The organism is Caulobacter segnis (genome assembly GCF_029543125.1).
Lineage (GTDB): Bacteria > Pseudomonadota > Alphaproteobacteria > Caulobacterales > Caulobacteraceae > Caulobacter > Caulobacter segnis_D.
Map to the genome: position 1 here is coordinate 38,191 of NZ_JARQWW010000002.1, position 22,490 is coordinate 60,680.

Below are 22,490 nucleotides of genomic sequence, written 5' to 3' on the forward strand. Positions count from 1 at the left end.
GGGGTCCCTTTCGGCCGCCCGCGAAATCCCGGCAAAAAACGCCGCTCATCGCCCTTCCCGCTTGCCAAGCTTCGAAAATTATCTCGAAAAATCAGCGACATAATCATCGGCTTGTGACTTGGCCCGGCCTTTGCTGAGCGGGTTCCGAAGAACCGACGCATTTCGTGTCGAATGGAATCCGAGGCCGCAAAGCCGATGACCGACGCCGTTTCCGCAGCCGCCCCTGGCGCCGCGACCGCAGCCTCCCAAGGCGGCGGCCAGGCTGCGTCCGGCTCTGGCGCGGGCTTCGATCTGGTCATGGCGTTGATGGCCCATCTGGGCGGCGCATCAGGCGAGCCGGGCGCGGAGGGGGAAAAGACCACCGCCGAGACCGCCGAGACCACGGTCGCCGATCCGTTGCTCGCCGCGCCGACGGACGCCGCCGCGGCCATGATGGCGGCTCTGCTGGCTCCGCAGGTTACGACGCCCGCCCCCGTCGCCGCTGACGGCGAAGTTCCGGACCCGACGGCCGCCCTCGCCGCCCCCGCGATCGCGACGGGCGAGGACGTCGGCGAACAAGCGGCTCAGCAGCCGGCGTTCAACACCAATATGGCCGTCGCCGACGCCGCGGATGAAACGGCCGAGCAGCCTGCGGCTCCCGCCATTCAGGTTCCTGTGGAGGCCGCGGCGTCATCCGAAGGCGAAACGTCTGCGGTGAAACCGGAAGCCAAGGCCGCGCCGGAAGCGGCGCCCCAGACCCCGGCGCGGACGGCCGCCACGCCTCCGGCCGCCGCTGCGCCCAAGGCGCCGCAGCAGACGGAGCGCCAACCCCAGACCTCGACCGTCGAGCAAGCGGTCGAGGGCGAACAGACCGACGCCGCCGCGACCCTGGCGCCGCTCCTGCGTGAAGAGGCCGCGCCGACGGTGAAGGCTTCGGTTCAGCCGGCCAAGACGCCGGCCGCCGACAAGCCGGCCGCACCGGCGGCCCAGCCCGCGGCCGCCGCCTCTGCGGCCGTGGACACGGTGGAAGCCCAAGCGCCGGTTGAAGACATCCCCGCCACACCGTTGGAGGACGCCGCACCGCAGGCCACGAGCACGGCCGGTCAGCAACCGGCTGCTCAGCAGACCGCTGTCGTGGCCGTCGCCCCGCGCACGCCGACGCCGGCGCAACCCGCTGGTGAAAGCCTGCGCAGCCGCCGCCTGGATAGCGAAGGCGCCGAGGCTGAAATCGAGACTGTCCAGACGGCTCAGAGCGCCGCCTCGCCCGCCGCCGGCGCGAAACCCGCGACGGCCAAGGACGGCCCCGCCCCCGACAAGAAGGCCTTCACCGTCGACGCCGACAAGTCTTCCTCGGCCGCCCAGGTCGAGGCGGCCATGACCGACGCCGCGGCGGAGCTCGCCGAGCCCGCCGCTGAAACCACCAGCGCCGGCGCGTCATCCTCTTCGTCCAGCGCCGCCGAGACGGCTCGCGCCGACACCGCCGCCGCTGTCCGCGGCTCACCTGAAACCGTCGCCCAGCTTTCGGCCCAGATCGCCAAGAAGCTGGAGAACAAGGTCACGCGCTTCGACATCGCCCTCGACCCCGTGGATCTGGGCCGCGTGAATGTGAAGCTGGAGATCGGCCGCGATGGCCGCGTCACCGCCGCGCTTTCCTTCGAAAAGCCGCAGGCGGCCTCTGAACTCAAGGCTCGCTCCGGCGAGCTTCGCGACGCCCTGCAGCAGGCCGGCTTCGAGCTGGCGCAGGACGCCCTGACCTTCGACCTCGCCGACCAGGGCGGGAACTCAAACACCTGGGCTCAGCAGCAAGCCTTCGCCGACGACCGCCAGCCGGCCTGGAACGGCCGCGCCTTCCAGGCGGCGCTGTCGGGCGAAGACGAGCCCCCGCTTTCCAATCCCGCCCTCGACTGGCGCGCCTCCCGCGCCAGCGGGGTGGATGTCCGGATTTAGGATTAGGACCATGGTAGACGCCGTCGCCGCTAACGGGACCTCCATCGCCAGCCGCCAGGCGAACTCCCGCAACACCCTGGCCGGCAGCCAGGAGACGTTCCTCGCCCTGCTGACAACCCAGTTGAAGAACCAGGACCCCCTGGCCCCGGTGGATTCCACCCAGTTCGTCACCCAGACCGTGCAGATGGTCGGCGTCGAGCAACAGCTGATGACCAACGACCTGCTGACCGCCCTGGTCGGCATGAACGACGGCGGCCTCAATGAATCCGCGAGCATGCTCGGCAAGATGATCATCGCTGACGGAGCCCAGCAGAGCATCGGCGACACCGGCAAGGCGACCTGGACCTACGATCTCGGCGCCGACGCCAAGTACAGCAAGCTTGAGATCGTCGACTCCGCCGGCAAGGTGGTGAAGACCGTCGAGCCGGAAGGCGACGCCAACAAGAAGGGGTCGCACACCTACAGCTGGGACGGCGTGCTCGGCCAAGGCGAGGACGGCAAGCCGATCTACGCCAAGAAGGGCACGTCCTACACGATGCGCGTCAAGGCCATGAACGCCACCGGCGGCGCGGTCGACGCGACCACCAACATCACCGGCTTGGCGACCTCCGTCGCCATTGAGGGCGGCCAGTCCGTCCTCACCGTCAACGGCAAGAAGGTGCCGATGAGCTCTGTGATCGGCATGGCCACTCCGCCGGCTCAGACCGACACCGACGCAGACACCTGAACCCATCAACACGGGCGCCAGAACGGCGCCGTCGCGGCCCCAAGGGCCGCAACCGCAAACAGCGCTGGAAGACCAAAGTCATCCTGAAGGACCATTGAGATGAGCATCAACAGCGCCATGCTCGCCGGCGTCTCCGGCCTGGTCGCGAATTCGTCGGCCCTCGCCGCGATCTCCGACAACATCGCGAACGTCAACACCGTCGGCTACAAGCGCACGACGGCCAACTTCTCCTCGCTGGTCACTTCCAGCTCCAAGGCCTCGAACTACTCGGCTGGCGGCCTGAAGGCCATCACGCACAAGTACGTGCGGCAGGAGGGGAACCACATGGGGACCTCCTCGAACCTCGATCTGGCGATCAGCGGTTCGGGCTTCTTCGTCACCACCACGAAGTCGGAAAACAACCTGCCGACCGACCAGCGCCTGTTCACGCGCGCCGGCGCCTTCGTGATCGACGACCTTGGCTATCTGCGCAACGACGCCGGCCTCTATCTGCAGGGCTGGCTCGCCGACAACCTGACCGGCGAGATCACCACCGATCCGTCCGACCTGAGCCAGCTGGACACCATCAACGTCTCCGGCACCGGAGGCACCGCCGAGGCGACGACCCGCGTGGCCATCAGCGCCAACCTGAGCAACCAGCAGCCCACCACCACCTTCTGGACGGATGGCAACGGCGACGGGATCTACGATCCTGGCGAAGAGAACTACAATCTGGCCGACGCCAACCAGATGGCGGAATGGCACGCCACCGGCGGCACCAGCGGCCTGGAGCCGGACTTCGAGATCAACATTCCGGTCTCCGACTCCCAGGGCAGTCAGCGCAACATCACCATGGCCTTCATGCGCCACGGTGACGCCAACACCTGGGTGGTGGAAGTCTATGGCGACCCGTCGATCATCGACGACGGCGGCGCACCGAACCTGGGCAAGATCGCCAGCGGTACGGTCAACTTCAATCCGGACGGCACCATCAGCACCGCGGACGAGACCCTGGGCGGCCTGTTCCCCGGCGCCGGCGGCGGCAATCCGCCCATGATCAACATCGCAGCATCCGACGACGCCGCGGCCACCGGTCCCAAGTGGGCCACGGCCCTGGGCATCGCGGAACAGAACATCCAGATCGACCTGACCACCGCCCCCGGCGGCCTGACCCAGTTCTCCAGCCTGTCGGAAGCCCAGAACATCTCGGCCAACGGCACCCCCTTCGGCGTTCTGGCCGACGTGCAGATCGACAAGGAAGGCTACGTCACCGCCATTTACGAGAACGGCACGACCCGCCGCCTGGCCCAGGTCGCCATCGCCACGTTCTCGAACCCCGACGCCCTGATCTCGCAAAACGGCAACGCTTACCAAGTGTCCCGCGAGAGCGGCACCTACACCCTGAAGGCTCCCGGGGCCGGCGGCGCTGGTGAGATCGATCCTTCAACTCTGGAAGCGTCGACTGTCGACCTCTCCACTGAGTTCACCGGCCTGATCACCACGCAACGCGCCTACTCTGCGGCATCGAAAATCATCACCACCGCCGACGAGATGCTTGAGCAACTCCTGAACATTAAGAGGTAATTACTCTCTTTAACGGAGTTTAATTCGAGTGTTTCACCTCGGAACAATAGAGAACACAAACGCAGTGCAGCGCCTTAGTGGAATTTTTACTATCGCAATTAAGTCGCTGTTATCGCCCGGCGCCTATGTTCCGTTCTCAATTGTGATGTTGAGAAGGGCGTAGGAACGATGCTGCAAGAGCAACGCATCAATAGCCGGGGCGAAAAGTACGTGATCGGTCCGACCGGCGCGCCGCTGACGCTGTCGGACCTGCCGCCGGCCGCGACTGAGCGCTGGGTCATCCGCCGCAAGGCGGAAGTCGTCGCGGCTGTCCGCGGCGGCCTCCTGTCGCTCGAAGAAGCCTGCGAGCGCTATCGCCTGACCAGCGAAGAGTTCGCTGGCTGGCAGAAGTCGATCGAACGCCATGGCCTTGCGGGCCTGCGCACGACGCGGCTGCAGCAGTACCGCTAGTCAACCCTTAACGGGCTGAACTGCCACGCGGCCGCGTCCTGACAAGGGACGCGGCCGCTGCGCGTTAAGGAGTCGCCTAACGGAAATTAACCATTGGTTTACCCTGCACTGGGTAAATCCTGCCTAGCGGAGGACGCAGGCGGTGCGTCTTCCCGACCGAGGGGGTCAGGCGCGCGTGGAAAAGTTTACAGGCGCCATTCAGAAGTTCGGCATCGGCCGGCTCGCCACGCTGATCGGCGTAGGCGCGGGCGTCGCCGCGGCCTTGATCGCCATCGTCATGATGGTGACCCGTGAACCCGAGTCCCTGCTCTATTCCAACCTCGACCTGAAGGAAGCCTCCGAGGTCACTTCCGCCCTCGACCAGGCCGGCGTGAAGTACAGCCTGAAGGGCGACGGTTCGACCATCATGGTCGCCCGCGACAAGGTCGCCTCCACCCGCCTGCTGATCTCCGGCAAGGGCCTCGTGACCTCCGGCTCCGTGGGCTACGAGATCTTCGACTCCAACAACGTCCTCGGCCAGACCGACTTCGTGCAGCAACTGAACCGTCAGCGCGCGCTGGAAGGCGAACTGGCCCGCACCATCCGCGCCCTGGACGGCGTCAGCTCCGTCCGCGTCCACCTGAACCTGCCCAAGCGCCAACTGTTCGAAGAGGACGCCGAGCGTCCCTCGGCCGCCGTGACCATCGGCGTCGGCGCCCGCGGTCCGTCGGCAGACATGGTCCGCGCCGTTCAGAACCTGGTGGCCGGCGCCGTGCCGAACCTTCAGGCCAACGCGGTCACCGTCATCGACCAGCACGGCAAGACCCTGTCCGAGGGCGGCGACGGCCTGGGCGGCAAGATGGCTGACGACCGCAAGTCCGAGGTCGAGGCCCGTATCGCCAAGACCGTCAAGGAACTGGTCGAGGGCGTGGTCGGCGCCGGCAATGTCCGCGTCAACGTCTCCGCCGACCTGAACCTGAACCGCGTCACCCTTCAGGAAGAGCGTTTCGATCCGGAAGGCCAGGTCATCCGCTCGGAAAGCACCAACGAACAGACCGCCGAAGAGCGCCGCCAGGAAGAGAGCGTCGGCGCGACCGCAGCCTCGAACATCCCGGGCCAGCAAGGTCAGAACGGCTTTCAGGCCCTGGGCTCCAACTCGCGCGGCGCCGACAGCGTCACCAACTACGAAATCTCCAAGACCATGCGGACCGAGGTCGTGGAGCCTGGCCAGATCCGCAAGATCTCGGTGGCCGTGGCCGTCGACGGCGTCACCGCCCCTCCCGGCGAGAATGGCGAACCCGGCGCCTACACCCCGCGCAACGCCGAAGAGATGCAACGCATCCAGGAACTGGTCCGCGCCGCCGTCGGCTACGACCAGAACCGCGGCGACCAGCTGAACGTCGTCAATGTCCGCTTCGCCCGCGATCCGGGTGAAGGCGTCACCGCCGCCAGCCCGCTGAACGGCTTCGACAAAAACGACATCATGCGCGCCGTGGAGCTGGGCGTTCTGGGCGTCGTCGCCGCCCTGCTGATCTTCTTCGTCATCCGCCCGATGATGAAGCCCAAGGCCGCGCTGACGCCGGGCCAGAACCTGGCCGCCATCGCGGCGGACGGCGCGCAGCCCATGGTCACCCGTCTGGTCACCATGCCGGACGGCGGCACCCAGATGATCCAGGTTCCGGCCGAAGAGGACGCTCTCGCCCTGCCTGGTCCGCAATCGGAGTTCGACCAGCGCATCGACATCGCCAAGATCGAAGGCCAGGTGAAGGCCTCCTCCATCAAGCGCGTGTCCGAGTTCGTCGAGAAGCACCCGGAGGAATCCGTCGCGATCCTCCGTAGCTGGCTGCACGAGTCGAACTGATGGCCAAGCTCAAGGCGGTCGACGACATCAAGAACCTGGCCGGCCCGGAGAAGGCCGCCATCGTCCTGCTGGCGCTGGGCGAAGAGCATACGGCCATCTGGGAAGCCCTGGACGACGAGGAGATCAAGGAAGTCTCCCAAGCCATGGCCTCGCTCGGCACCGTCTCGGCCTCGGTGGTCGAAGAGCTGCTGGTCGAGTTCGTGTCGGGCATGAGCTCGACCGGCGCGATCATGGGCTCCTACGAACAGACCCAGCGCCTGCTGTCCTCCTTCATGCCGATCGAAAAGGTCGAGGCGCTGATGGAGGAGATCCGTGGTCCGGCCGGCCGGACCATGTGGGACAAGCTGGGCAACGTGAACGAGGGCGTGCTCGCCAACTACCTGAAGAACGAGTACCCGCAGACCGTCGCCGTGGTGCTGTCGAAGGTCAAAAGCGACCACGCCGCCCGCGTCCTGGCCTCGCTGCCGGAAGACTTCGCCCTGGAATGCGTCACCCGCATGCTGCGGATGGAGCCGGTCCAGCGCGAGATCCTCGACAAGATCGAACAGACCCTCCGCACCGAATTCATGTCGAACCTGGCGCGCACGTCCAAGCGCGACAGCCACGAAATGATGGCGGAGATCTTCAACAACTTCGACCGCCAGACCGAAGCCCGCTTCATCGCCGCCCTCGAAGAGCGCAACCGCGACAGCGCCGAGCGCATCCGCGCCCTGATGTTCGTCTTCGAAGACCTGGGCAAGCTGGATCCGGGCGGCGTGCAGACCCTGCTCCGCGCCGTGGACAAGGACCAGCTGGCCCTGGCGCTGAAGGGCGCCTCGGACGGCCTGCGCGAGATGTTCTTCTCCAACATGTCCGAACGCGCCGCCAAGATCATGCGCGAAGACATGGAGACCATGGGTCCCGTGCGCCTGCGCGACGTGGACCAGGCGCAGGTCGCCATGGTCCAGGTCGCCAAGGACCTCGCCGCCAAGGGCGAGATCATGCTGGCCGGCCAGGGCGGCGACGACGAGCTGATCTACTGACATGACCAGCCCGCAGCCCGCCCATCGCAAGTTCGCCTTCGACACGGTGTTCGACAACACCGGCGCCGTGGCCTACTCGCCGCCAAAGCCCAAGCTGTTCACCGAAGAAGAAGTGGCCGAGCTGCGCGCCGCCGCCTTCGCCGAGGGCGAGCGTTCCGCCGTGGCCCGGGCCGAGGAAGCCGCCGCCATCGCCCTGCGCGCCACCGCCGACGCCGCGCGCGCCGCCCTGGCCAGCCTGACCCAGGTGGCGCACGACCATCGCGCCGGCTCCGCCGCCCTGGCCCTGGCCTGCGGCCGCAAGATCGCCGACGCGGCGCTGGAGATGTTCCCCGAGGCCGCCCTGCGCGCCGCCATCGACGGCCTGGCCCGCGAGCTGGAGCAGCAGCCCCGCCTGGTGCTGCGCGTGCCGGAAGAGCTGCTGGAGCGCATGAGCGCGGCCCTGGAGGACGCCGCCGCCAACGCCGGCTTCTCGGGCCAGATCATCGCCAAGTCCGATCCCAACCTGCCGCGCGCCGCCTTCATGCTGGACTGGGCCGACGGCCGCGCCGCCTTCGATCCGCCCGCCACCGCCGCCCGCACCGCCGAGGCCCTCAACGCCGCCCTCGCGGCCGAAGGCCTTCACGCCGAACCCCTGACCGCCGCCCACTCGGAAGGCTGACCCCATGGTCGATGAACCGAACCTCACGCTCGACGAATTCGGCCCCGAGGACACCCTCGCGACCGAGATGGCCATTGAATACGACGACAAGATCGCGTCCGACCTGGCGCCGGTCTTCGACGTGCCCGTCAGCATCTCGGCCGTGCTCGGCAAGGCCCACCTGTCGGTGGCCCAGCTGCTCAAGCTCAATCAGGGCAGCGTGCTGGAGCTGGACCGCAAGGTCGGCGAGGCCATCGACATCTACGTGAACAACCGCCTGGTCGCCCGGGGCGAGGTCGTCGTCGTCGACGAACGCCTGGGCGTGACCATGACCGAAATCATCAAGGACGGCGACAGCAACGCCTAAGGGCGGGCTGTCGAGAAGGAGAACGAACATGCGGCTTCTGGTCGTTGGACGACTGAACGGGCAGCTCTCCCTCGCCGTGAAGATGGCGATGAGCGAAGGCGCCAAGGTTTCGCACGTGGAGACCACGGCGGCGGCCACCCAGGCCCTGCGCTCGGGCCAGGGCGCCGACCTGCTGATGGTGGACTACGAGCTGGACATCGCCAGCCTGATCGCCGCCAACGAGGCCGAACGCATCCGGGTGCCGGTCGTGGCCTGCGGCGTCGGCGCCGATCCCCGCCGCGCCGCCGAGGCGATCCGCGCCGGCGCCAAGGAGTTCATCCCCCTTCCGCCCGAGCCCGAGCTGATCGCCGCCGTCCTGGCCGCCGTCAGCGATGACGAGCGCCCGATGATCGCCGCCGACCCGTCCATGCGCGAGGTCATCGCCCTGTGCGATCAGGTGGCCCCCTCCGACGCCTCGATCCTGATCACCGGCGAAAGCGGTTCGGGCAAGGAGGTGATGGCCCGCTACGTCCACACCAAGTCGCGCCGCGCCCAGAAGCCGTTCATCAGCGTCAACTGCGCCGCCATCCCCGAGAACCTGCTGGAAAGCGAGCTGTTCGGCCACGAGAAGGGCGCCTTCACCGGCGCCTTGGCCCGCCGCATCGGCAAGTTCGAGGAGGCCGACGGCGGCACCCTGCTGCTGGACGAAATCAGCGAGATGGACGCCCGCCTGCAGGCCAAGCTGCTGCGCGCCATCCAGGAGCGCGAGATCGACCGGGTCGGCGGCGCCAAGCCGGTGAAGGTGGACATCCGCATCCTGGCCACCTCCAACCGCGACCTGGCTCAGGCGGTGAAGGACGGCACGTTCCGCGAAGACCTGCTGTACCGCCTGAACGTGGTGAACCTGCGTCTGCCGGCCCTGCGCGAGCGTCCGGGCGACATCCTCGCCCTGTGCGAGCACTTCGTGAAGAAGTACGCGGCCGCCAACGGCATGCCCGAACGTCCGCTGTCGGCCGAGGCCAAGCGCCGCCTGACCGCTCACCGCTGGCCCGGCAACGTGCGCGAGCTTGAGAACGCCATGCACCGCGCGGTGCTGCTGGCCTCCGGCGACGAGATCGGCGAGTTCGCGATCCGCCTCCCCGACGGCCAGCCCATGTCGGCCACGGCCGCCGGCGGCGGCGAGAACAACGTCGCCCGCAGCGCCTCCATGGCCGCCGAGGCCGTCCAGCGCTCCTTCGTGGGCCAGACGGTTTCGGAGGTCGAGCAGCAGCTCATCCTCGACACCCTGCAGCACTGCCTGGGCAACCGCACCCACGCGGCAAACATCCTGGGCATCTCGATCCGCACCCTGCGCAACAAGCTGAAGGAATATTCCGAAGCGGGCGTGGACGTGCCGGCCCCGCAGGCTGGCGTGGGGAACGCCGCCTGATCCCTCTCTCCCGCCTCTTTTCGCTTGGGCGGGAGGCGGGAATCTGAGCGTGTGAGCAGTCAATGACCGACGTCGGCCTCAACGCAAATTCGAACGGCTTCAACCCCAAGGACATCCTGGGGTGGCTGCTGCGCGGCGAGGTCGGCCTGGCGATCGGCATCGCGGCGATCATCGTCCTGCTGATCCTGCCGGTCCCGCCGTTCCTGCTGGACATCCTGCTGTCGCTCTCGGTGACCAGCTCCGTGCTGATCCTGATGACGGCGCTGCTGATCAAGCGGCCGCTGGAGTTCAGCTCCTTCCCGACCGTGTTGCTGGTGGCGACCCTGTTCCGGCTAGGCCTGAACATCGCCTCCACGCGCCTGATCCTCAGCCACGGGCACGAGGGCGCTCACGGCGCCGGCGCCATCATCCAGGCCTTCGGCAATCTGATGATGAGCGGCAACTTCGTCATCGGGGTGATCGTCTTCATCATCCTGGTGCTGGTGAACTTCATGGTCATCACCAAGGGTTCGGGCCGCATCGCCGAGGTGTCGGCCCGCTTCACCCTGGACGCCATGCCCGGCAAGCAGATGGCCATCGACGCCGACCTGTCGAGCGGCCTGATCGACCAGGAAGGCGCCAAGCTGCGCCGCAAGGAGCTGGAGCAGGAGTCCACCTTCTTCGGGGCCATGGACGGCGCCAGCAAGTTCGTGAAGGGCGACGCCGTCGCCGGCCTGATCATCACCGGCATCAACGTGGTCGGCGGCATCCTGATCGGCGTGCTGCAGCACAAGGTGCCGATCGGTCAGGCGGCCTCGTCCTACACCCTCATGACCATCGGCGACGGCCTGGTCAGCCAGATCCCGGCCCTGATCATCTCCATCGCCGCCGGCCTGCTGGTGTCGAAGGCGGGCGTCGAGGGCTCCGCCGACAAGGCCCTGGTCAATCAGCTGGCCATGAACCCGGTCAGCCTGGGCATGGTCTCGGCCTCGTCGGGCGTCATCGCCCTGATCCCGGGCATGCCGATCATCCCGTTCGTGGCTGTGTCCCTGGGCGCCGGCTACCTGGCCTGGAAGCGCGGGCAGGCCAAGCTGAGCCCCGCCGCCGACGCCCTGGCCCCGCTGGAGGAAGCAGCGGCGCAGGAAGACGAGCCGATCTCCAACACCTTGGCCATCGACGACGTGAAGATCGAGCTGGGCTACGGCCTGTTGTCGCTGATCAACGACCTGGAAGGCCGCCGCCTGACCGACCAGATCCGCGCCCTGCGCAAGACCCTGGCCACGGACTTCGGCTTCGTCATGCCGCCGGTCCGCATCCTCGACAACATGCGCCTGCCCAACAGCGGCTACTCCATCCGCATCAAGGAGATGGAGGTCGGCGCCGGCGAGGTCCGCCTGGGCCACCTGATGGCCATGGACCCGCGCGGCGGTCAGGTGGAGCTGCCGGGCGAGCACGTCCGCGAGCCCGCCTTCGGCCTGCCGGCCACCTGGGTCGCCGACAGCCTGCGTGAGGAAGCCACCTTCCGCGGCTACACCATCGTCGATCCGGCCACGGTCCTGACCACGCACCTGACCGAACTGCTCAAGGAGAACATGGCCGACCTGCTCTCCTACGCCGAGGTGCAGAAGCTCCTGAAGGAGCTGCCTGCCGAGCAGAAGAAGCTGGTGGACGACGTCATCCCGTCCCTGGCCACCGCCACCACTGTCCAGCGCGTGCTGCAGTCCCTGCTGCGCGAGCGCGTCTCCATCCGCGATCTGCCGACCATCCTGGAAGGCATCGGCGAAGCGGCGACCCACTCCTCCTCGCTCACCACCCTGGTGGAGCAGGTCCGCGCCAAGATTGGCCGGCAGCTGTGCTGGGCCAACCGCGGTGACGACGGCGCCCTGGCCATCATCACCCTCTCCGCCGAATGGGAGAACGCCTTCGGCGACGCCCTGGTCGGGCCGGGCGAGGACAAGCAGCTGGCCCTGGCCCCGTCGCGCCTGCAGGCCTTCATCGGCGAGGTCCGCGAGGCCTTCGAACAGGCCGCCCTGCAAGGCGATACGGCTGTGCTTCTGACCAGCCCAGGCATCCGCCCTTATGTGCGTTCGATCATCGAACGCTTCCGCGGCCAGACCGTGGTGATGAGCCAGAGCGAGATCCATCCCCGGGCTCGCCTGAAGACCGTCGGCATGATCTGATCCGCCGCCCGGCGACCGAAACAATCCGAAATAATTTGGGAACGTCCCTGAACGCGGCCGCGTTGGTCTTCGCATGGGGGAGGCGTTTCGATGAATTTTTTGGAGCACCTCATGCAACGCACTCTGCTGGCGACCGTCGCTGCCGCCGCTCTGTCGATGGCGGCCGTGGCTCACGCGCAAGACGCTACGACCACAACTCAAACCACCACCACGGCCACTAAGCCGGCGACCGCCACGACTCCGCCGACCACGACGGAAAGCACGACCACGACGACCTCCACGGATGCGGCTCCGACGGCCGCCACCCCGCCGGCGGCGAGCACCACCACGACCACGACCGAGACCACGGACGCCACCGCGGCGGACACCGCGGCTCAGCCCAGCTCGTCGACCACCACCACGACCAGCAGCACCACCTTCACGGCCGGCGCCCAGGTCTGGGACCCGGCGGGCGGTCAGGTCGGCACGGTTGAGAAGACCTACGAGCAGGGCGGTCAGCAGATCGTCGCCGTGAACGTCGACGGCAAGACCCTGGGCCTTCCGGCCACGGCCATCGCCAGCCAGGACGGCAAGCTGGTCGCCTCGGTGACCAAGGCCCAGATCCTGGCCGCGGCCGCCGGCATGGCGCCGAAGTCGTAGGGAAACCCATCCTCCAGGGCCGCGGCGCGCTTGCGTCGCGGCCTTCCCCTTTTCAGCCACTGGTGCGACGCGCGAACCATTGCCGTCGCAAGCTTCGGCTGGTAGCCATGCCCGCAAGCGCGGTTAAGAGACCACGCTACGAGAAGGGTTCTTGGTGCAAATGCCTGCGGCGAAACGATCGGCGGGCGGCGGTTCCGCCGGCCTGATCTGGGATCTTCTGACCTTTGACCGCCTGGTCACCGGCCAGGTTATCCATCTGGTCTATTGGGCCGGTCTGGGCGTCATCGCCCTGTTCGCCTTCTCGGTCGTCGGCGCCGCTGTCGGCCTGGCGCTGAAGGAGCCCGGCCTGGGCTCCATCCTTCTGGCCTTTCCGGTCCTGATCGCCGGCCTTCTGGCCGCCGGGGCCATGGCGCTGCTGTGGCGCGCCTTCTGCGAATTCTACGTGGCCATCTTCCGCATCAGCGACGACCTGCGCTCCCTGCGCCAGTCGCACGACGCCGAAACCGCGATCATTCCCCGGGCGCGTCCGGACGAAGCCTGATTAGCGCGGGACCTAGCGCGTCCCGGTCTTCCTCAGACCCATCTCATCCATTTGGGCGGTCTCGATCGCGTCCGCCTTCTTCTGGCGGGCGAGCTTGGCGCTTTCCGCCACCTGCTCGTACTTCTTGAGCTCCTCGAATGCCCGCGACAGGGCGTCCCGCGCCCCGCTCTCCTCGACCTTGATCGAGTCGATCTGCGCCTGGATTTCCGCCTTGCGGACGCTCAGACCCTGGGTGTAGCCGACCATGTACCAGCCGGCCGTGGCGTCCGCCTGGGCGCGCAGCATCTCGGCCTCCCCCTCGGCGTCGAGCATGGCTAGGCGGATTTCGGCGTCCTGCCGGCGCGCGGAGATCTCCCCCAGGCGCTTCTGCAGGGACTCGACCTCATAGTTGGCGATGCGGATGAGAGAAGCGGCCCACTTGGTCATCTAGACAGTCTTCATCACGCGGCGTTGAGAATGCTTGAAAGCTGGTGGAAAGAGTCGTCGAGGCTGGTGGCCTCGTCCTTGTCCTGGGACAGGAACTCCTCGATGGCCGGGTTCAGGGTGATCGCCCGGTCGATCTGCGGATCCGATCCCGCGCGATAGGCGCCGATGCGGATCAGCTCCTCCATGTTCGAATAGGCGGCCATCACCTGGCGCGCGCCCTTCACCACATCCCGCTCTTCCTGGAACTGGCAGCCGGGCATGGTCCGGCTGATGGACTTCAGCACATTGATCGCCGGGAAGCGGCCGCGCTCGGCGATGGCGCGCTCCATGACGATGTGCCCGTCCAGAATGCCTCGGGTGGCGTCGGCGATGGGCTCGTTGTGGTCGTCCCCGTCCACCAGCACCGTGAACAGCGCCGTGATCGGCCCCGCCGTGGTGCCGTCCGGCCGGATCGGCCCCGGTCCCGCCCGCTCCAGCAGCTTGGGCAGTTCAGTGAAAACCGTTGGGGTGTAACCCTTGGTGGTCGGCGGCTCGCCGGCGGCCAGGCCGATCTCGCGCTGGGCCATGGCGAAGCGGGTCACCGAGTCCATCAGGCACAGGACCTCCATGTCCTGGTCGCGCAGGAACTCGGCCAGGGCCAGGGTCATGTAGGCGGCCTGGCGGCGCTTCAGCGCCGGCTCGTCCGAGGTCGCCACCACCACGATGGCGCGGCGCAGGCCTTCCTCGCCCAGGGTCTCCTCGATGAACTCGCGCACCTCGCGGCCGCGTTCGCCGATCAGCCCCACCACCACCGCGTCGCAGGTCGCCTGACGCGCCAGCATCGACAGCAGCACCGACTTGCCCACGCCCGAACCGGCGAAGATGCCCAGGCGCTGGCCCCGGCAGGTGGTGGTGAAGACGTTCATGGACCGCACGCCCAGATCCAGCCGCTCGCCCACCCGCCCGCGGGCGTGCGCCGACGGCGGCGCGGCCTTCAGCGGATAGGCCGCCTCGCCCTGCGGCAGGGGGCCCAGCCCGTCGATGGGCTCGCCGAAGGCGTCGACGATGCGGCCGAGCCAGGCGGCGGTCGGGCGGACCACCGCCCCCTCGGGACGGATCTTGATCTCGGCGCCGGGGGCCACGCCCTCCACCGGACCGAAGGGCATCAGCAGGGCGCGGGTCTCGCGGAAGCCGACAACCTCGGCCGGCAGGGCCGACTGGCCATAGCGCTCGATCTCGACCCGGGCGCCCACGGACAGGCGGGTCAGCCCCCCGCGCGCCTCGATCAGCAGGCCGTTCACCCCCGCGACGCGACCGAACACGGTCAGGGGATCGATGCGCTCAACAGCGGCGATCAGGTTCTGCAAAGCTGCCCCTCAGCACTTGAGGGGCGACCATGCGGGCAAGCTCGTTAACCATGAGTGAAAACCTCTCGTTAAGGCCGGTTAACGACGGCCAGATTTTCACGGAAGAAGCGGACCACCTCGCGGTTGAAGTCCTGGTGGAAGGCGACCCGGTCGAAGCCCGGGGCGGGGACGCAGATGTCCGCGTGGCTCTGGATCGCCTCGGCCGTGCAGGGCTGCAGGAACTCGAAGTGCCCGGCCCCCTTAGCCAGATGATATTCCGGCGCGGCGCCCAGCTTCTCGCGCACCGGCTGCACGTAGAACGGCTCCGGCAGGATCTGGTCGACCTCGGCCCGCCATAGCTGCACCGGGATCTTCACCGCGCCCAGGCTTTGCGGGGTGAAGGCGTAGCCCACCGCCGGGGCGGCGATCACCGCCGCCTTGATGCGTTCGTCCCTCTTCCAACCGTTCCAGGTCGCGGGAGTCGCGGGCTGGTGATGAACCAGCTGGCAATCGAAGAACTGCGGCCGCAGGCGGCAGTGGTCGTTGATCTTGCTCACGTCGGGCACGCCGCCTATGGCGGCCGTGACGGTGAACCCGCCCATGGAGAAGCCGAACGCCCCTACCCGTTGCGGGTCGATGCGATCATGCGAGGCCCAGTCCTTCAGCATGTAGTCGGTCAACACCCGCAGCTGGCGGGGTCGGTTGGCGCCTTCGGTGGAGCGGCTCTTGTCGGCGTAGTTGTCGCCCGTGTGCGTCAGGGCGGCGGTGACGAAGCCTGCGTCGGCTAAGGCCGCGGCCGTGTCGGAATGCCCGCCGAAGAAGCCGCCATGGCCGTGCGACATGACCACCAGCGGCAGGCCCGTTCCCTTGATCGGCGCGCCGGGCGCGACCTCCATCCTGTTGAGGCCCAGGGGCACGCTCCGCATCGGAGCGTCGGTGGGATACCAGATCCCGACCTCGATGGTCCCGCCCTGGGGATCGGGAACCTTGACCAGCTGGAAGCCCGCACCGGCGAGGGCGGGAGCGGCGAACATCAGGGCTCCGGCCAGAGCGGCGGCGGCGAGACCCTTGGATTTGGCGGCGACGGACATGGCGCTCCTTTCGGCGTTTGCGTCCTCCGTCTGCTGAGCCTTCGAGCGCGCGTTCGCCACTACGCCTTCGCCAGTGGGCGAATGGGTTCGCGCTCCGGCGGACGGGTTTTCCACGCCGAACGCCGGGCTATAGATGAGGGATGGCGTCGATTCCGGCTTCCGACCTGAACTCTCCCCGCATCTGGGCGATAGACCTCGGCGTCTGCGCCGGCGTGGGCGTGGTCATGGGCCTGATCGGCCCCTTCGGCAGCTACTTCAACGACGTGGTCCTGGTTCGGATCGGCTACTGGGTCGGCAGCTTCCTGCTGAGCGGGGTCAGCTTCGGCCTGCTGCTGCGCGGCCTGTGGCCGATGATGAGCCGCGCCCGCATTCCCATGTGGATCTGGATCCCCGCCGTCGTGGTGATCGCCACCGCGCCGCTCTGCACCTTGGTGAAGGCCTTCGCCACGACGCTATGGCCGGCGATCGCCAGGATCAGTTGGGTGGAGTGGTACGGTCAGTCGGTGCTGATCGGGCTCGTCTATGTCTTGGCCTACGCCTTCCTGCGGCTTCGCGTCGCAGACCCCGCTCCGGCCAAGCCGCAAGCCCCGCCGTCGGAGCCCGCCTTCCTGCGCCGCCTGCCGCCCCGTCTGGGACGCGATCTCCTCTGCCTGCAGATGGAGGATCACTACGTGCGCATGCACACCACCCAAGGCTCCGACCTGGTGCTGCTGTCCCTCGGCCAGGCCATGGGCGAGCTCGGCGGATTGGAGGGGATGCAGGTCCACCGCTCTTGGTGGGTGGCCCGCCACGCCGTGGTTAAGGTTATCGAAGACGGTCGGAACCTGCGCCTGAAGCTGATCAACGGCGTCGAAGCGCCCGTCTCCAGGGCCAGTGTGGCGAAGCTTCGGGCGGCGGGCTGGATCGCCCTCTAAGCCTTGCCGTGACTGGATCTCCGGGCGGCAAAAGAATCGGTGACAAAAATCGCGATCGGAGTCCCGGCGCCGCTTGCTCACGATTCGCAAATCAGCTTAACGATTCTCCCGAAGGGTCATTCACCATTAACCGATCTTAAATTCTCTCGCCCACAATGTGTCGCGAGAGCGGGGTCGAGCTTTGCCGATCCTTTGGAAATTTTAGCCGTCGTTGGGGGCTGAGAGGGGCTGATGCGCGTACTGTTGATCGAGGATGACAGCGCCACTGCGCAGACCATCGAGCTGATGCTGAAGTCGGAAGGCTTCAACGTCTACACGACGGACCTGGGCGAGGAAGGCGTCGATCTGGGCAAGATCTACGACTACGACCTCATCCTGCTCGACCTTTCCCTTCCCGACATGAGCGGCATGGACGTTCTGCGCACCCTGCGGGTCGCGAAGATCAACACCCCGATCATGATCCTGTCGGGCACCGCCGAAATCGACACCAAGGTGAAGACCCTGGGCGGCGGCGCCGACGACTATCTGACCAAGCCGTTCCACAAGGACGAGCTGATCGCCCGCATCCACGCCGTGGTCCGCCGCTCGAAGGGCCACGCCCAGTCGGTGATCAAGACCGGCGACATCACGGTGAACCTCGACGCCAAGACCGTCGAAGTGAACGGCATCCGCGTGCATCTGACCGGCAAGGAATATCAGATGCTGGAGCTGCTCTCCCTGCGTAAGGGCACGACCCTGACCAAGGAGATGTTCCTGAACCACCTGTACGGCGGCATGGACGAGCCGGAACTGAAGATCATCGACGTCTTCATCTGCAAGCTTCGCAAGAAGCTGGCGGCCTCGGCCCAGGGCAAGCACCACATCGAAACCGTCTGGGGCCGCGGCTACGTTCTGCGCGACCCGCAAGAAGGCATGCAGGCGGCCTAATCCCGCCAGCGAGCTTCGACTATCGCAAACGCCCGTCGGCTTGGCCGGCGGGCGTTTTGCGTTGCCATTCAACGGGTTGGTTAACACCCAGTCGACTCAACTTAAGGGTGACTCTTCAACCAGCGCTCGCCCAACTGAGTTGTGCTTCTCCCTGGCTGTAAGGGAGCAAACACCATGGCCTTTTCACTTCTCGGTCTGATTAATATCGGCGGAAACAGCGGAACGAATGGTCAGGGAGGCTCCCTGACCGTGGAAATTCTGCCCCAGCTTGGCGGCGGCGTCGACGTGACGCTCGGCGGCGGCGCTCTGGTCGACGTCGAGGTCCTGCCCGGCTTCGGCAGCGGCGGCGGTTCCGGCGGCGGCCTCGGCGGCATCCTGCCTGACCTCGGCGGCATCCTGCCCGGCAATGGCGGCGGCGGTTCTGGCGGCGGTCTCGGCGGGCTTCTGCCCGGTCTGGGCGGCATCCTGCCCGGCGGCGGCACGGGCGGCGGCCTTCCCGGCGTCGGCAACCTGCTGGGCGGCCTCGTCACCGTGGACACCCGCAGCGGCGTCGGCATCGACATCCTGCCCGGCCTGGCCGGCGGCGTGGGCGTCGATCTGGACGACGGCAGCGTCGGCGTGGACATCCTGCCGGGCCTGCTCGGCGTCGATCTCGATGTCGACCTGAACGACGGGCTCGACATCGATCTGGGCGTCAACGTCCCGCAGATCCCCGACGACATCGATGACGATGATGACGACAACGGCGGTGGCGACGACGACGACGATCCCACCAATGGCGACAACGGCGACAACAACGACGACGGTTCGGGCATCGGCAACGACGGCTGGACCCCAGCCTCGCCGAACGTCCGCCTCGACCTGATGACCGCCTATCAGAACGTCACCCGCCTCGACCCGACCTCCTCCAAGGCTCCGGCGGGCGAGCTGGCCCTGGTCAACGCCTTCAAGACCGCCATCACGGCCGGAACCATGACCACCCAGCAGGCGGTCGATCGGATCATCGACTTCGCTGACGGCACCACTTCGGTGGCAATCCTGACCTACCAGTTCTTCACGGGTCAAATTCCGTCGGCCAAGGGTCTCGACTACCTGGTCAACACCAGCGACGAGCTGAACCCCTTCGATCTGACGGACAGCTACTACGCGAACTTCAACCTCGAGAACCGCTACATCAACTTCTCCGCCGCTCTCGGCCTGGCGGGTGAAAGCGCCAAGTCGTTCGCTCTGAGCTATGGCGACATGACCTTCGCTCAGGCCGCCCGGTCCATCTACGACCAGGTGATCGGCATCCAGGAAGCTCGGGCTCTCGGCGTCGATACCGACGCCGCCATCGCCAACATCGTCGGCCGCAAGGCCTACTTCGATGAACTGGCGGCGACGCGGATCAACAACACCAACGTCGACCTGGGCGCCAAGGCCGCTCTGGTGGGCTACATCCTGGCCGAGGCCGTGAAGGCCGACGTGGGCAAGTACGCCAACTCGCTCGAGAACTTCTACTACGACCTCGCCGACGGTCAGGCGCAGTTCAAGGTCGGGCTGGTGGCCGCTTACAACGACGACGGGGCCTGGATGGCCTGACGAAGGATCGAGCGCCGCCGCGAAATCGTGGCGGCGCTCAACCCTAAGCCGACACACGCGTTGCGTCATTTGCGAGCGTGTTCGCAACTTTTAAAGGCAAAAGCTCAACCATAGCGATCCTGGAACCAAACCACTCTCGTATTTGTATATGGAGTGGGGGACATTTGGAGAGAGCTCAATGACCGACAATACTGGTTTGATTGGGGGCCAAGCTGGACAGCTGACCCTCCTGCCCGGCCTCCTTGGAGGCATTGGCCTGAACACGAACAACAACAATCTCGGCCTCAACATCCTTCCCGGATTGGCTGGCGGCGTGAACGCCGGAACGGCCGGCGCCATCATCGGCGTCGATGTTCTGCCCGGCCTCGACCTCGGCGGCGGGATCGACATCGACATCCTGCCTGATGTCGGCGGCGGCGTGACCATCGACATCGGCGGCGGCGGAACGGGCGGCGGCGGCGGCGGTGGCGGTACTGGCGGCGGCGGTGGGACCGGCGGCGGCGGCGGCACTGGCGGCGGCGGTGGAACCGGCGGCGGTGGCGGGACTGGCGGCGGCACCGGCGACAACGGCAGCGGCGACATCGACGGCAACGGCAACAACGGGGTCGAGAACCCGGGCGGCTCCGGCTCCGGCGGCACCGGCTGGCTGCCGGGCAGCAACACCCAGCTCGACCTGGAAGTCGCCTATCAGAACATCACCCGCGTGGACGCCGGTTCGGCGAAGGGCGCGGGCGACGCGGCGGCCCTGACCCAGATCTGGAACCGCGTCGACGCAGGCACGCTCAGCACCACCGAAGCCGTGCGCCTGATCACGGATTTCGCCATCGACACCAGCGCCGTGGCGATCACCACCTACCAGTTCTTCACCGGCAAGACGCCCAGCGTCGGCGGCCTGGATTTCCTGGTCAATGCGGTGGACACGGTGAACCCCACCGACCTGACGGACCCTTACTATCAAGGCTTCAACCTTGAGAACCGGTACATCAACTTCGCCGCCAACCTCGGCCTGTTCGGTGAAGCCGCCACCTCGTTCAAGAGCGAATACGGCGGACTGAGCTTCGAGGCGGCGGTCCGCAAGGCCTACGGGACGATCATCGGCAACAGCGAGGCCGCCGCGGCCGGCATCAACGTCGAGGCCTCGATCAGCGACATCGTCAGCCGCAAGGCCTACTTCGACACCCTTGCCTCCGCCCGCATCGGCTCCAGCGACACCGAACTGGCGGCCAAGGCCGGCCTGATCGGCTACGTGCTGGCGGAAGCGATCAAGGCGGACGTGGGCATCTACGCCAACGCCCTTGAGAACTTCTATTTCGACCTGGCCGACAGCGAGGCCCAGTTCAACGTCAACCTCGTGGCGGCCTATTCCAGCGACACCGCTTGGATGGCCTGAACGAAAGCGTCACATTCCCCGAGTAAAAACTGCAAAGGCGGTCTCATTCGAGACCGCCTTATTTTTTCCGGGTTCGCCCGCGACAAAGCGCCCAAGTCGCGCAAATTGCTTGCCTTTGCGGACGAACATCGGGAACTTCCGGCCACTTCTCAACGGTCGCGCAGGGGTGCGGCGGCCATCGGTGACCGACATCGACAGGGGGAACGATGCAGGAATTCGATCCGCGACGCCCGGCCGCCCGCTTGCTGCCGAAACTGCTGGTCGGTTCCGCCGCCGTCGTCGCCATCGCCCTGGCGGTGAAGCTTGTTCCCATCGAGGCCTCCACGCCCGCCGGTCCGGCCCTGAACACGGCCGAGATGACGGCCCTGCAGCACAAGGCCTTCGCCCAGGCCGAGGCCCAGCCCGGCCTGACCCGCGCCGAAAATGTCCCGGTGAAGGTGCGTCCCGGCGAAACCCTGCAAGGTGCCGTGCAGCGCGCCGGGGTCGAAGCCGACGAAGCCGCCATCGTCGTCCAGACCCTGGCCGGCGCCATGGACACCGTGAAGATCAAGGCCGGCATGGCCCTGGACATCGCCTTGGCTCGCCCGCGCGGCGACCGCGGCGGCCCGGCCCGCCTGATCGGCCTGTCCCTGCGCACCAGCCCGTCCAGCGCCATCACCGTTTCACGCACCTTCGACGGCGCGCTTCGCCTGCGTGAGCTGGAAGAAGAGGTCCGCGACGAAACCACCGTCGCCCAGGGCGAACTGCATGGCTCGCTGTTCGAGTCCGCCGCCCGCGCGGGCGCCACACCCACCGTCACGGCCCAGGTGGTGAAGCTGTTCTCGCACAAGCTGGATTTCTCCCGCGACATCAAGGCGGGCGACAACTTCAGCCTGATCTTCGACCGCAAGGTCACCGAAAGCGGCCGCACCATCGAGGCCGGCGATCTGGAATACGCCGAGATCAAGGGCCTGCGCTTCTACCGCTTCGAGCGCAATGACGGCGGCGTCGACTACTTCGACGAGACCGGCAAGAACGTGCGCGGCTTCCTGCTGCGCACCCCGGTGGACGGCGCCCGCATCACCTCCAGCTTCGGCGCCCGCCGCCACCCGATCCTGGGCTATACCCGCATGCACCAGGGCATCGACTTCGGAGCCGGAACCGGCACCCCGGTCCTGGCCGCCGGCGACGGCGTGGTGGTCGAGGCCGGCCGCAAGGGCGGCTACGGAAACTGGGTGAAGATCCGCCATAACGGCGGCTGGGAGACCGGCTACGCCCACCTGTCGCGCTACGCCAAGGGCCTGAAGAAGGGCCAGCGCGTGAAGCAGGGACAACTGGTCGCCTATGTGGGCTCCACCGGCATGTCCACCGGCCCGCACCTGCACTACGAGATCTTCAACGGCGGCCGCCGCGTGAACCCGGTCGGGGCCAAGATTCCGCAGGGCACCGTCTTGGCCGGCGCCGAGCTGAACCGCTTCCGCGCCAAGAAGAACCAGATCGACACCATGCTGGCCAAGGGCCCGAGCAGCGTCCAACTCGCCTCGGCCGACTAAGCGGAGCCAAGACCCAAGCTGCACG

The 22,490-nt window shown here is 67.2% G+C and carries 20 protein-coding genes; 17 read left to right on the top strand and 3 right to left on the bottom strand.

The window, feature by feature from the left end; genetic code table 11:
* Positions 1-195: 195 nt before the first annotated feature.
* The 12 genes from P7B02_RS04900 to P7B02_RS04955 all read left to right on the top strand — a co-directional run bounded on the left by P7B02_RS04900 (position 196) and on the right by P7B02_RS04955 (position 13,279).
* Positions 196-1,926: a flagellar hook-length control protein FliK gene (locus P7B02_RS04900; RefSeq protein WP_277785211.1), complete on the top strand. Its 1,731-nt coding sequence runs from the start codon at positions 196-198 to the stop codon at positions 1,924-1,926.
* A 10-nt stretch (positions 1,927-1,936) separates the two neighbouring features.
* Positions 1,937-2,653 carry a flagellar hook assembly protein FlgD gene (locus P7B02_RS04905; protein ID WP_277785212.1) on the top strand — a complete coding sequence of 239 codons (717 nt, stop codon included), beginning with the start codon at positions 1,937-1,939 and terminating at the stop codon, positions 2,651-2,653.
* Between the two features lie 99 nt (positions 2,654-2,752).
* A complete protein-coding gene (locus tag P7B02_RS04910) occupies positions 2,753-4,216 on the top strand; it encodes a flagellar hook protein FlgE (protein WP_277785213.1) in 1,464 nt (487 codons plus the stop codon).
* Between the two features lie 168 nt (positions 4,217-4,384).
* Positions 4,385-4,666, top strand: a complete 282-nt coding sequence (locus P7B02_RS04915; RefSeq protein ID WP_277785214.1) for a DUF1153 domain-containing protein — start codon at positions 4,385-4,387, stop codon at positions 4,664-4,666.
* A 175-nt stretch (positions 4,667-4,841) separates the two neighbouring features.
* Entirely contained in the window at positions 4,842-6,506 is a 1,665-nt protein-coding gene (fliF, locus tag P7B02_RS04920) for a flagellar basal-body MS-ring/collar protein FliF (RefSeq protein ID WP_277785215.1), read from the top strand.
* Positions 6,506-7,528, top strand: a complete 1,023-nt coding sequence (gene fliG, locus P7B02_RS04925) for a flagellar motor switch protein FliG (protein ID WP_277785216.1) — start codon at positions 6,506-6,508, stop codon at positions 7,526-7,528. Before fliF ends, fliG begins: the two co-directional genes overlap by 1 nt.
* A 1-nt stretch (position 7,529) precedes the next feature.
* The gene (locus P7B02_RS04930) at positions 7,530-8,186 is read left to right on the top strand and encodes a flagellar assembly protein FliH (protein WP_277785217.1); all 657 of its coding nucleotides are present in this window, start codon (positions 7,530-7,532) and stop codon (positions 8,184-8,186) included.
* 4 nt (positions 8,187-8,190) lie between these two features.
* On the top strand, positions 8,191-8,532 hold the full coding sequence (gene fliN, locus P7B02_RS04935; protein ID WP_277785218.1) for a flagellar motor switch protein FliN: 342 nt from the start codon (positions 8,191-8,193) through the stop codon (positions 8,530-8,532).
* 28 nt (positions 8,533-8,560) lie between these two features.
* Positions 8,561-9,940, top strand: a complete 1,380-nt coding sequence (gene flbD / locus P7B02_RS04940; protein WP_277785219.1) for a sigma-54-dependent transcriptional regulator FlbD — start codon at positions 8,561-8,563, stop codon at positions 9,938-9,940.
* A 62-nt stretch (positions 9,941-10,002) separates the two neighbouring features.
* Complete coding sequence (gene flhA / locus P7B02_RS04945; protein WP_277785220.1) at positions 10,003-12,099, top strand: flagellar biosynthesis protein FlhA; 2,097 nt, start codon at positions 10,003-10,005, stop codon at positions 12,097-12,099.
* A gap of 111 nt (positions 12,100-12,210) precedes the next feature.
* Positions 12,211-12,738: a hypothetical protein gene (locus P7B02_RS04950; protein ID WP_277785221.1), complete on the top strand. Its 528-nt coding sequence runs from the start codon at positions 12,211-12,213 to the stop codon at positions 12,736-12,738.
* A gap of 160 nt (positions 12,739-12,898) precedes the next feature.
* Positions 12,899-13,279, top strand: coding sequence for a DUF4282 domain-containing protein (locus tag P7B02_RS04955; protein WP_277785222.1), 381 nt, complete (start codon positions 12,899-12,901; stop codon positions 13,277-13,279).
* Between the two features lie 12 nt (positions 13,280-13,291).
* Here the strand turns inward: P7B02_RS04955 and P7B02_RS04960 are convergent, their stop codons facing one another.
* The 3 genes from P7B02_RS04960 to P7B02_RS04970 all read right to left on the bottom strand — a co-directional run bounded on the left by P7B02_RS04960 (position 13,292) and on the right by P7B02_RS04970 (position 16,121).
* A complete protein-coding gene (locus P7B02_RS04960) occupies positions 13,292-13,705 on the bottom strand; it encodes a flagellar FliJ family protein (RefSeq protein ID WP_277785223.1) in 414 nt (137 codons plus the stop codon).
* 14 nt (positions 13,706-13,719) lie between these two features.
* Positions 13,720-15,051 (bottom strand): flagellar protein export ATPase FliI, encoded by a 1,332-nt coding sequence (gene fliI / locus P7B02_RS04965; protein WP_277785224.1) that lies wholly within the window; start codon positions 15,049-15,051, stop codon positions 13,720-13,722.
* Between the two features lie 68 nt (positions 15,052-15,119).
* A complete protein-coding gene (locus P7B02_RS04970) occupies positions 15,120-16,121 on the bottom strand; it encodes an alpha/beta hydrolase family protein (RefSeq protein WP_277785225.1) in 1,002 nt (333 codons plus the stop codon).
* A gap of 140 nt (positions 16,122-16,261) precedes the next feature.
* Between P7B02_RS04970 and P7B02_RS04975 the strand changes: the two genes are divergently transcribed.
* The 5 genes from P7B02_RS04975 to P7B02_RS04995 all read left to right on the top strand — a co-directional run bounded on the left by P7B02_RS04975 (position 16,262) and on the right by P7B02_RS04995 (position 22,465).
* Positions 16,262-17,035 carry a LytTR family DNA-binding domain-containing protein gene (locus P7B02_RS04975; RefSeq protein ID WP_277785226.1) on the top strand — a complete coding sequence of 258 codons (774 nt, stop codon included), beginning with the start codon at positions 16,262-16,264 and terminating at the stop codon, positions 17,033-17,035.
* Positions 17,036-17,266: 231 nt separating this feature from the next.
* Complete coding sequence (ctrA, locus tag P7B02_RS04980) at positions 17,267-17,962, top strand: response regulator transcription factor CtrA (protein ID WP_269715999.1); 696 nt, start codon at positions 17,267-17,269, stop codon at positions 17,960-17,962.
* Between the two features lie 249 nt (positions 17,963-18,211).
* Entirely contained in the window at positions 18,212-19,543 is a 1,332-nt protein-coding gene (locus P7B02_RS04985; protein ID WP_277785227.1) for a hypothetical protein, read from the top strand.
* A 178-nt stretch (positions 19,544-19,721) separates the two neighbouring features.
* The gene (locus P7B02_RS04990) at positions 19,722-20,933 is read left to right on the top strand and encodes a hypothetical protein (RefSeq protein WP_277785228.1); all 1,212 of its coding nucleotides are present in this window, start codon (positions 19,722-19,724) and stop codon (positions 20,931-20,933) included.
* Positions 20,934-21,139: 206 nt separating this feature from the next.
* Positions 21,140-22,465, top strand: coding sequence for a M23 family metallopeptidase (locus P7B02_RS04995; RefSeq protein WP_277785229.1), 1,326 nt, complete (start codon positions 21,140-21,142; stop codon positions 22,463-22,465).
* The last annotated feature ends 25 nt before the right edge of the window (positions 22,466-22,490 follow it).

Bases quoted from the DNA above. Each gene is read 5' to 3' on its own strand.
- P7B02_RS04900 (WP_277785211.1), top strand. From the start codon at position 196: ATGACCGACGCCGTTTCCGCAGCCGCCCCTGGCGCCGCGACCGCAGCC.
- P7B02_RS04905 (WP_277785212.1), top strand. From the start codon at position 1,937: ATGGTAGACGCCGTCGCCGCTAACGGGACCTCCATCGCCAGCCGCCAG.
- P7B02_RS04910 (WP_277785213.1), top strand. From the start codon at position 2,753: ATGAGCATCAACAGCGCCATGCTCGCCGGCGTCTCCGGCCTGGTCGCG.
- P7B02_RS04915 (WP_277785214.1), top strand. From the start codon at position 4,385: ATGCTGCAAGAGCAACGCATCAATAGCCGGGGCGAAAAGTACGTGATC.
- fliG (WP_277785216.1), top strand. From the start codon at position 6,506: ATGGCCAAGCTCAAGGCGGTCGACGACATCAAGAACCTGGCCGGCCCG.
- P7B02_RS04930 (WP_277785217.1), top strand. From the start codon at position 7,530: ATGACCAGCCCGCAGCCCGCCCATCGCAAGTTCGCCTTCGACACGGTG.
- fliN (WP_277785218.1), top strand. From the start codon at position 8,191: ATGGTCGATGAACCGAACCTCACGCTCGACGAATTCGGCCCCGAGGAC.
- flbD (WP_277785219.1), top strand. From the start codon at position 8,561: ATGCGGCTTCTGGTCGTTGGACGACTGAACGGGCAGCTCTCCCTCGCC.
- flhA (WP_277785220.1), top strand. From the start codon at position 10,003: ATGACCGACGTCGGCCTCAACGCAAATTCGAACGGCTTCAACCCCAAG.
- P7B02_RS04950 (WP_277785221.1), top strand. From the start codon at position 12,211: ATGCAACGCACTCTGCTGGCGACCGTCGCTGCCGCCGCTCTGTCGATG.
- P7B02_RS04955 (WP_277785222.1), top strand. From the start codon at position 12,899: ATGCCTGCGGCGAAACGATCGGCGGGCGGCGGTTCCGCCGGCCTGATC.
- P7B02_RS04960 (WP_277785223.1), bottom strand. From the start codon at position 13,705: ATGACCAAGTGGGCCGCTTCTCTCATCCGCATCGCCAACTATGAGGTC.
- P7B02_RS04970 (WP_277785225.1), bottom strand. From the start codon at position 16,121: ATGTCCGTCGCCGCCAAATCCAAGGGTCTCGCCGCCGCCGCTCTGGCC.
- P7B02_RS04975 (WP_277785226.1), top strand. From the start codon at position 16,262: ATGGCGTCGATTCCGGCTTCCGACCTGAACTCTCCCCGCATCTGGGCG.
- ctrA (WP_269715999.1), top strand. From the start codon at position 17,267: ATGCGCGTACTGTTGATCGAGGATGACAGCGCCACTGCGCAGACCATC.
- P7B02_RS04990 (WP_277785228.1), top strand. From the start codon at position 19,722: ATGACCGACAATACTGGTTTGATTGGGGGCCAAGCTGGACAGCTGACC.
- P7B02_RS04995 (WP_277785229.1), top strand. From the start codon at position 21,140: ATGCAGGAATTCGATCCGCGACGCCCGGCCGCCCGCTTGCTGCCGAAA.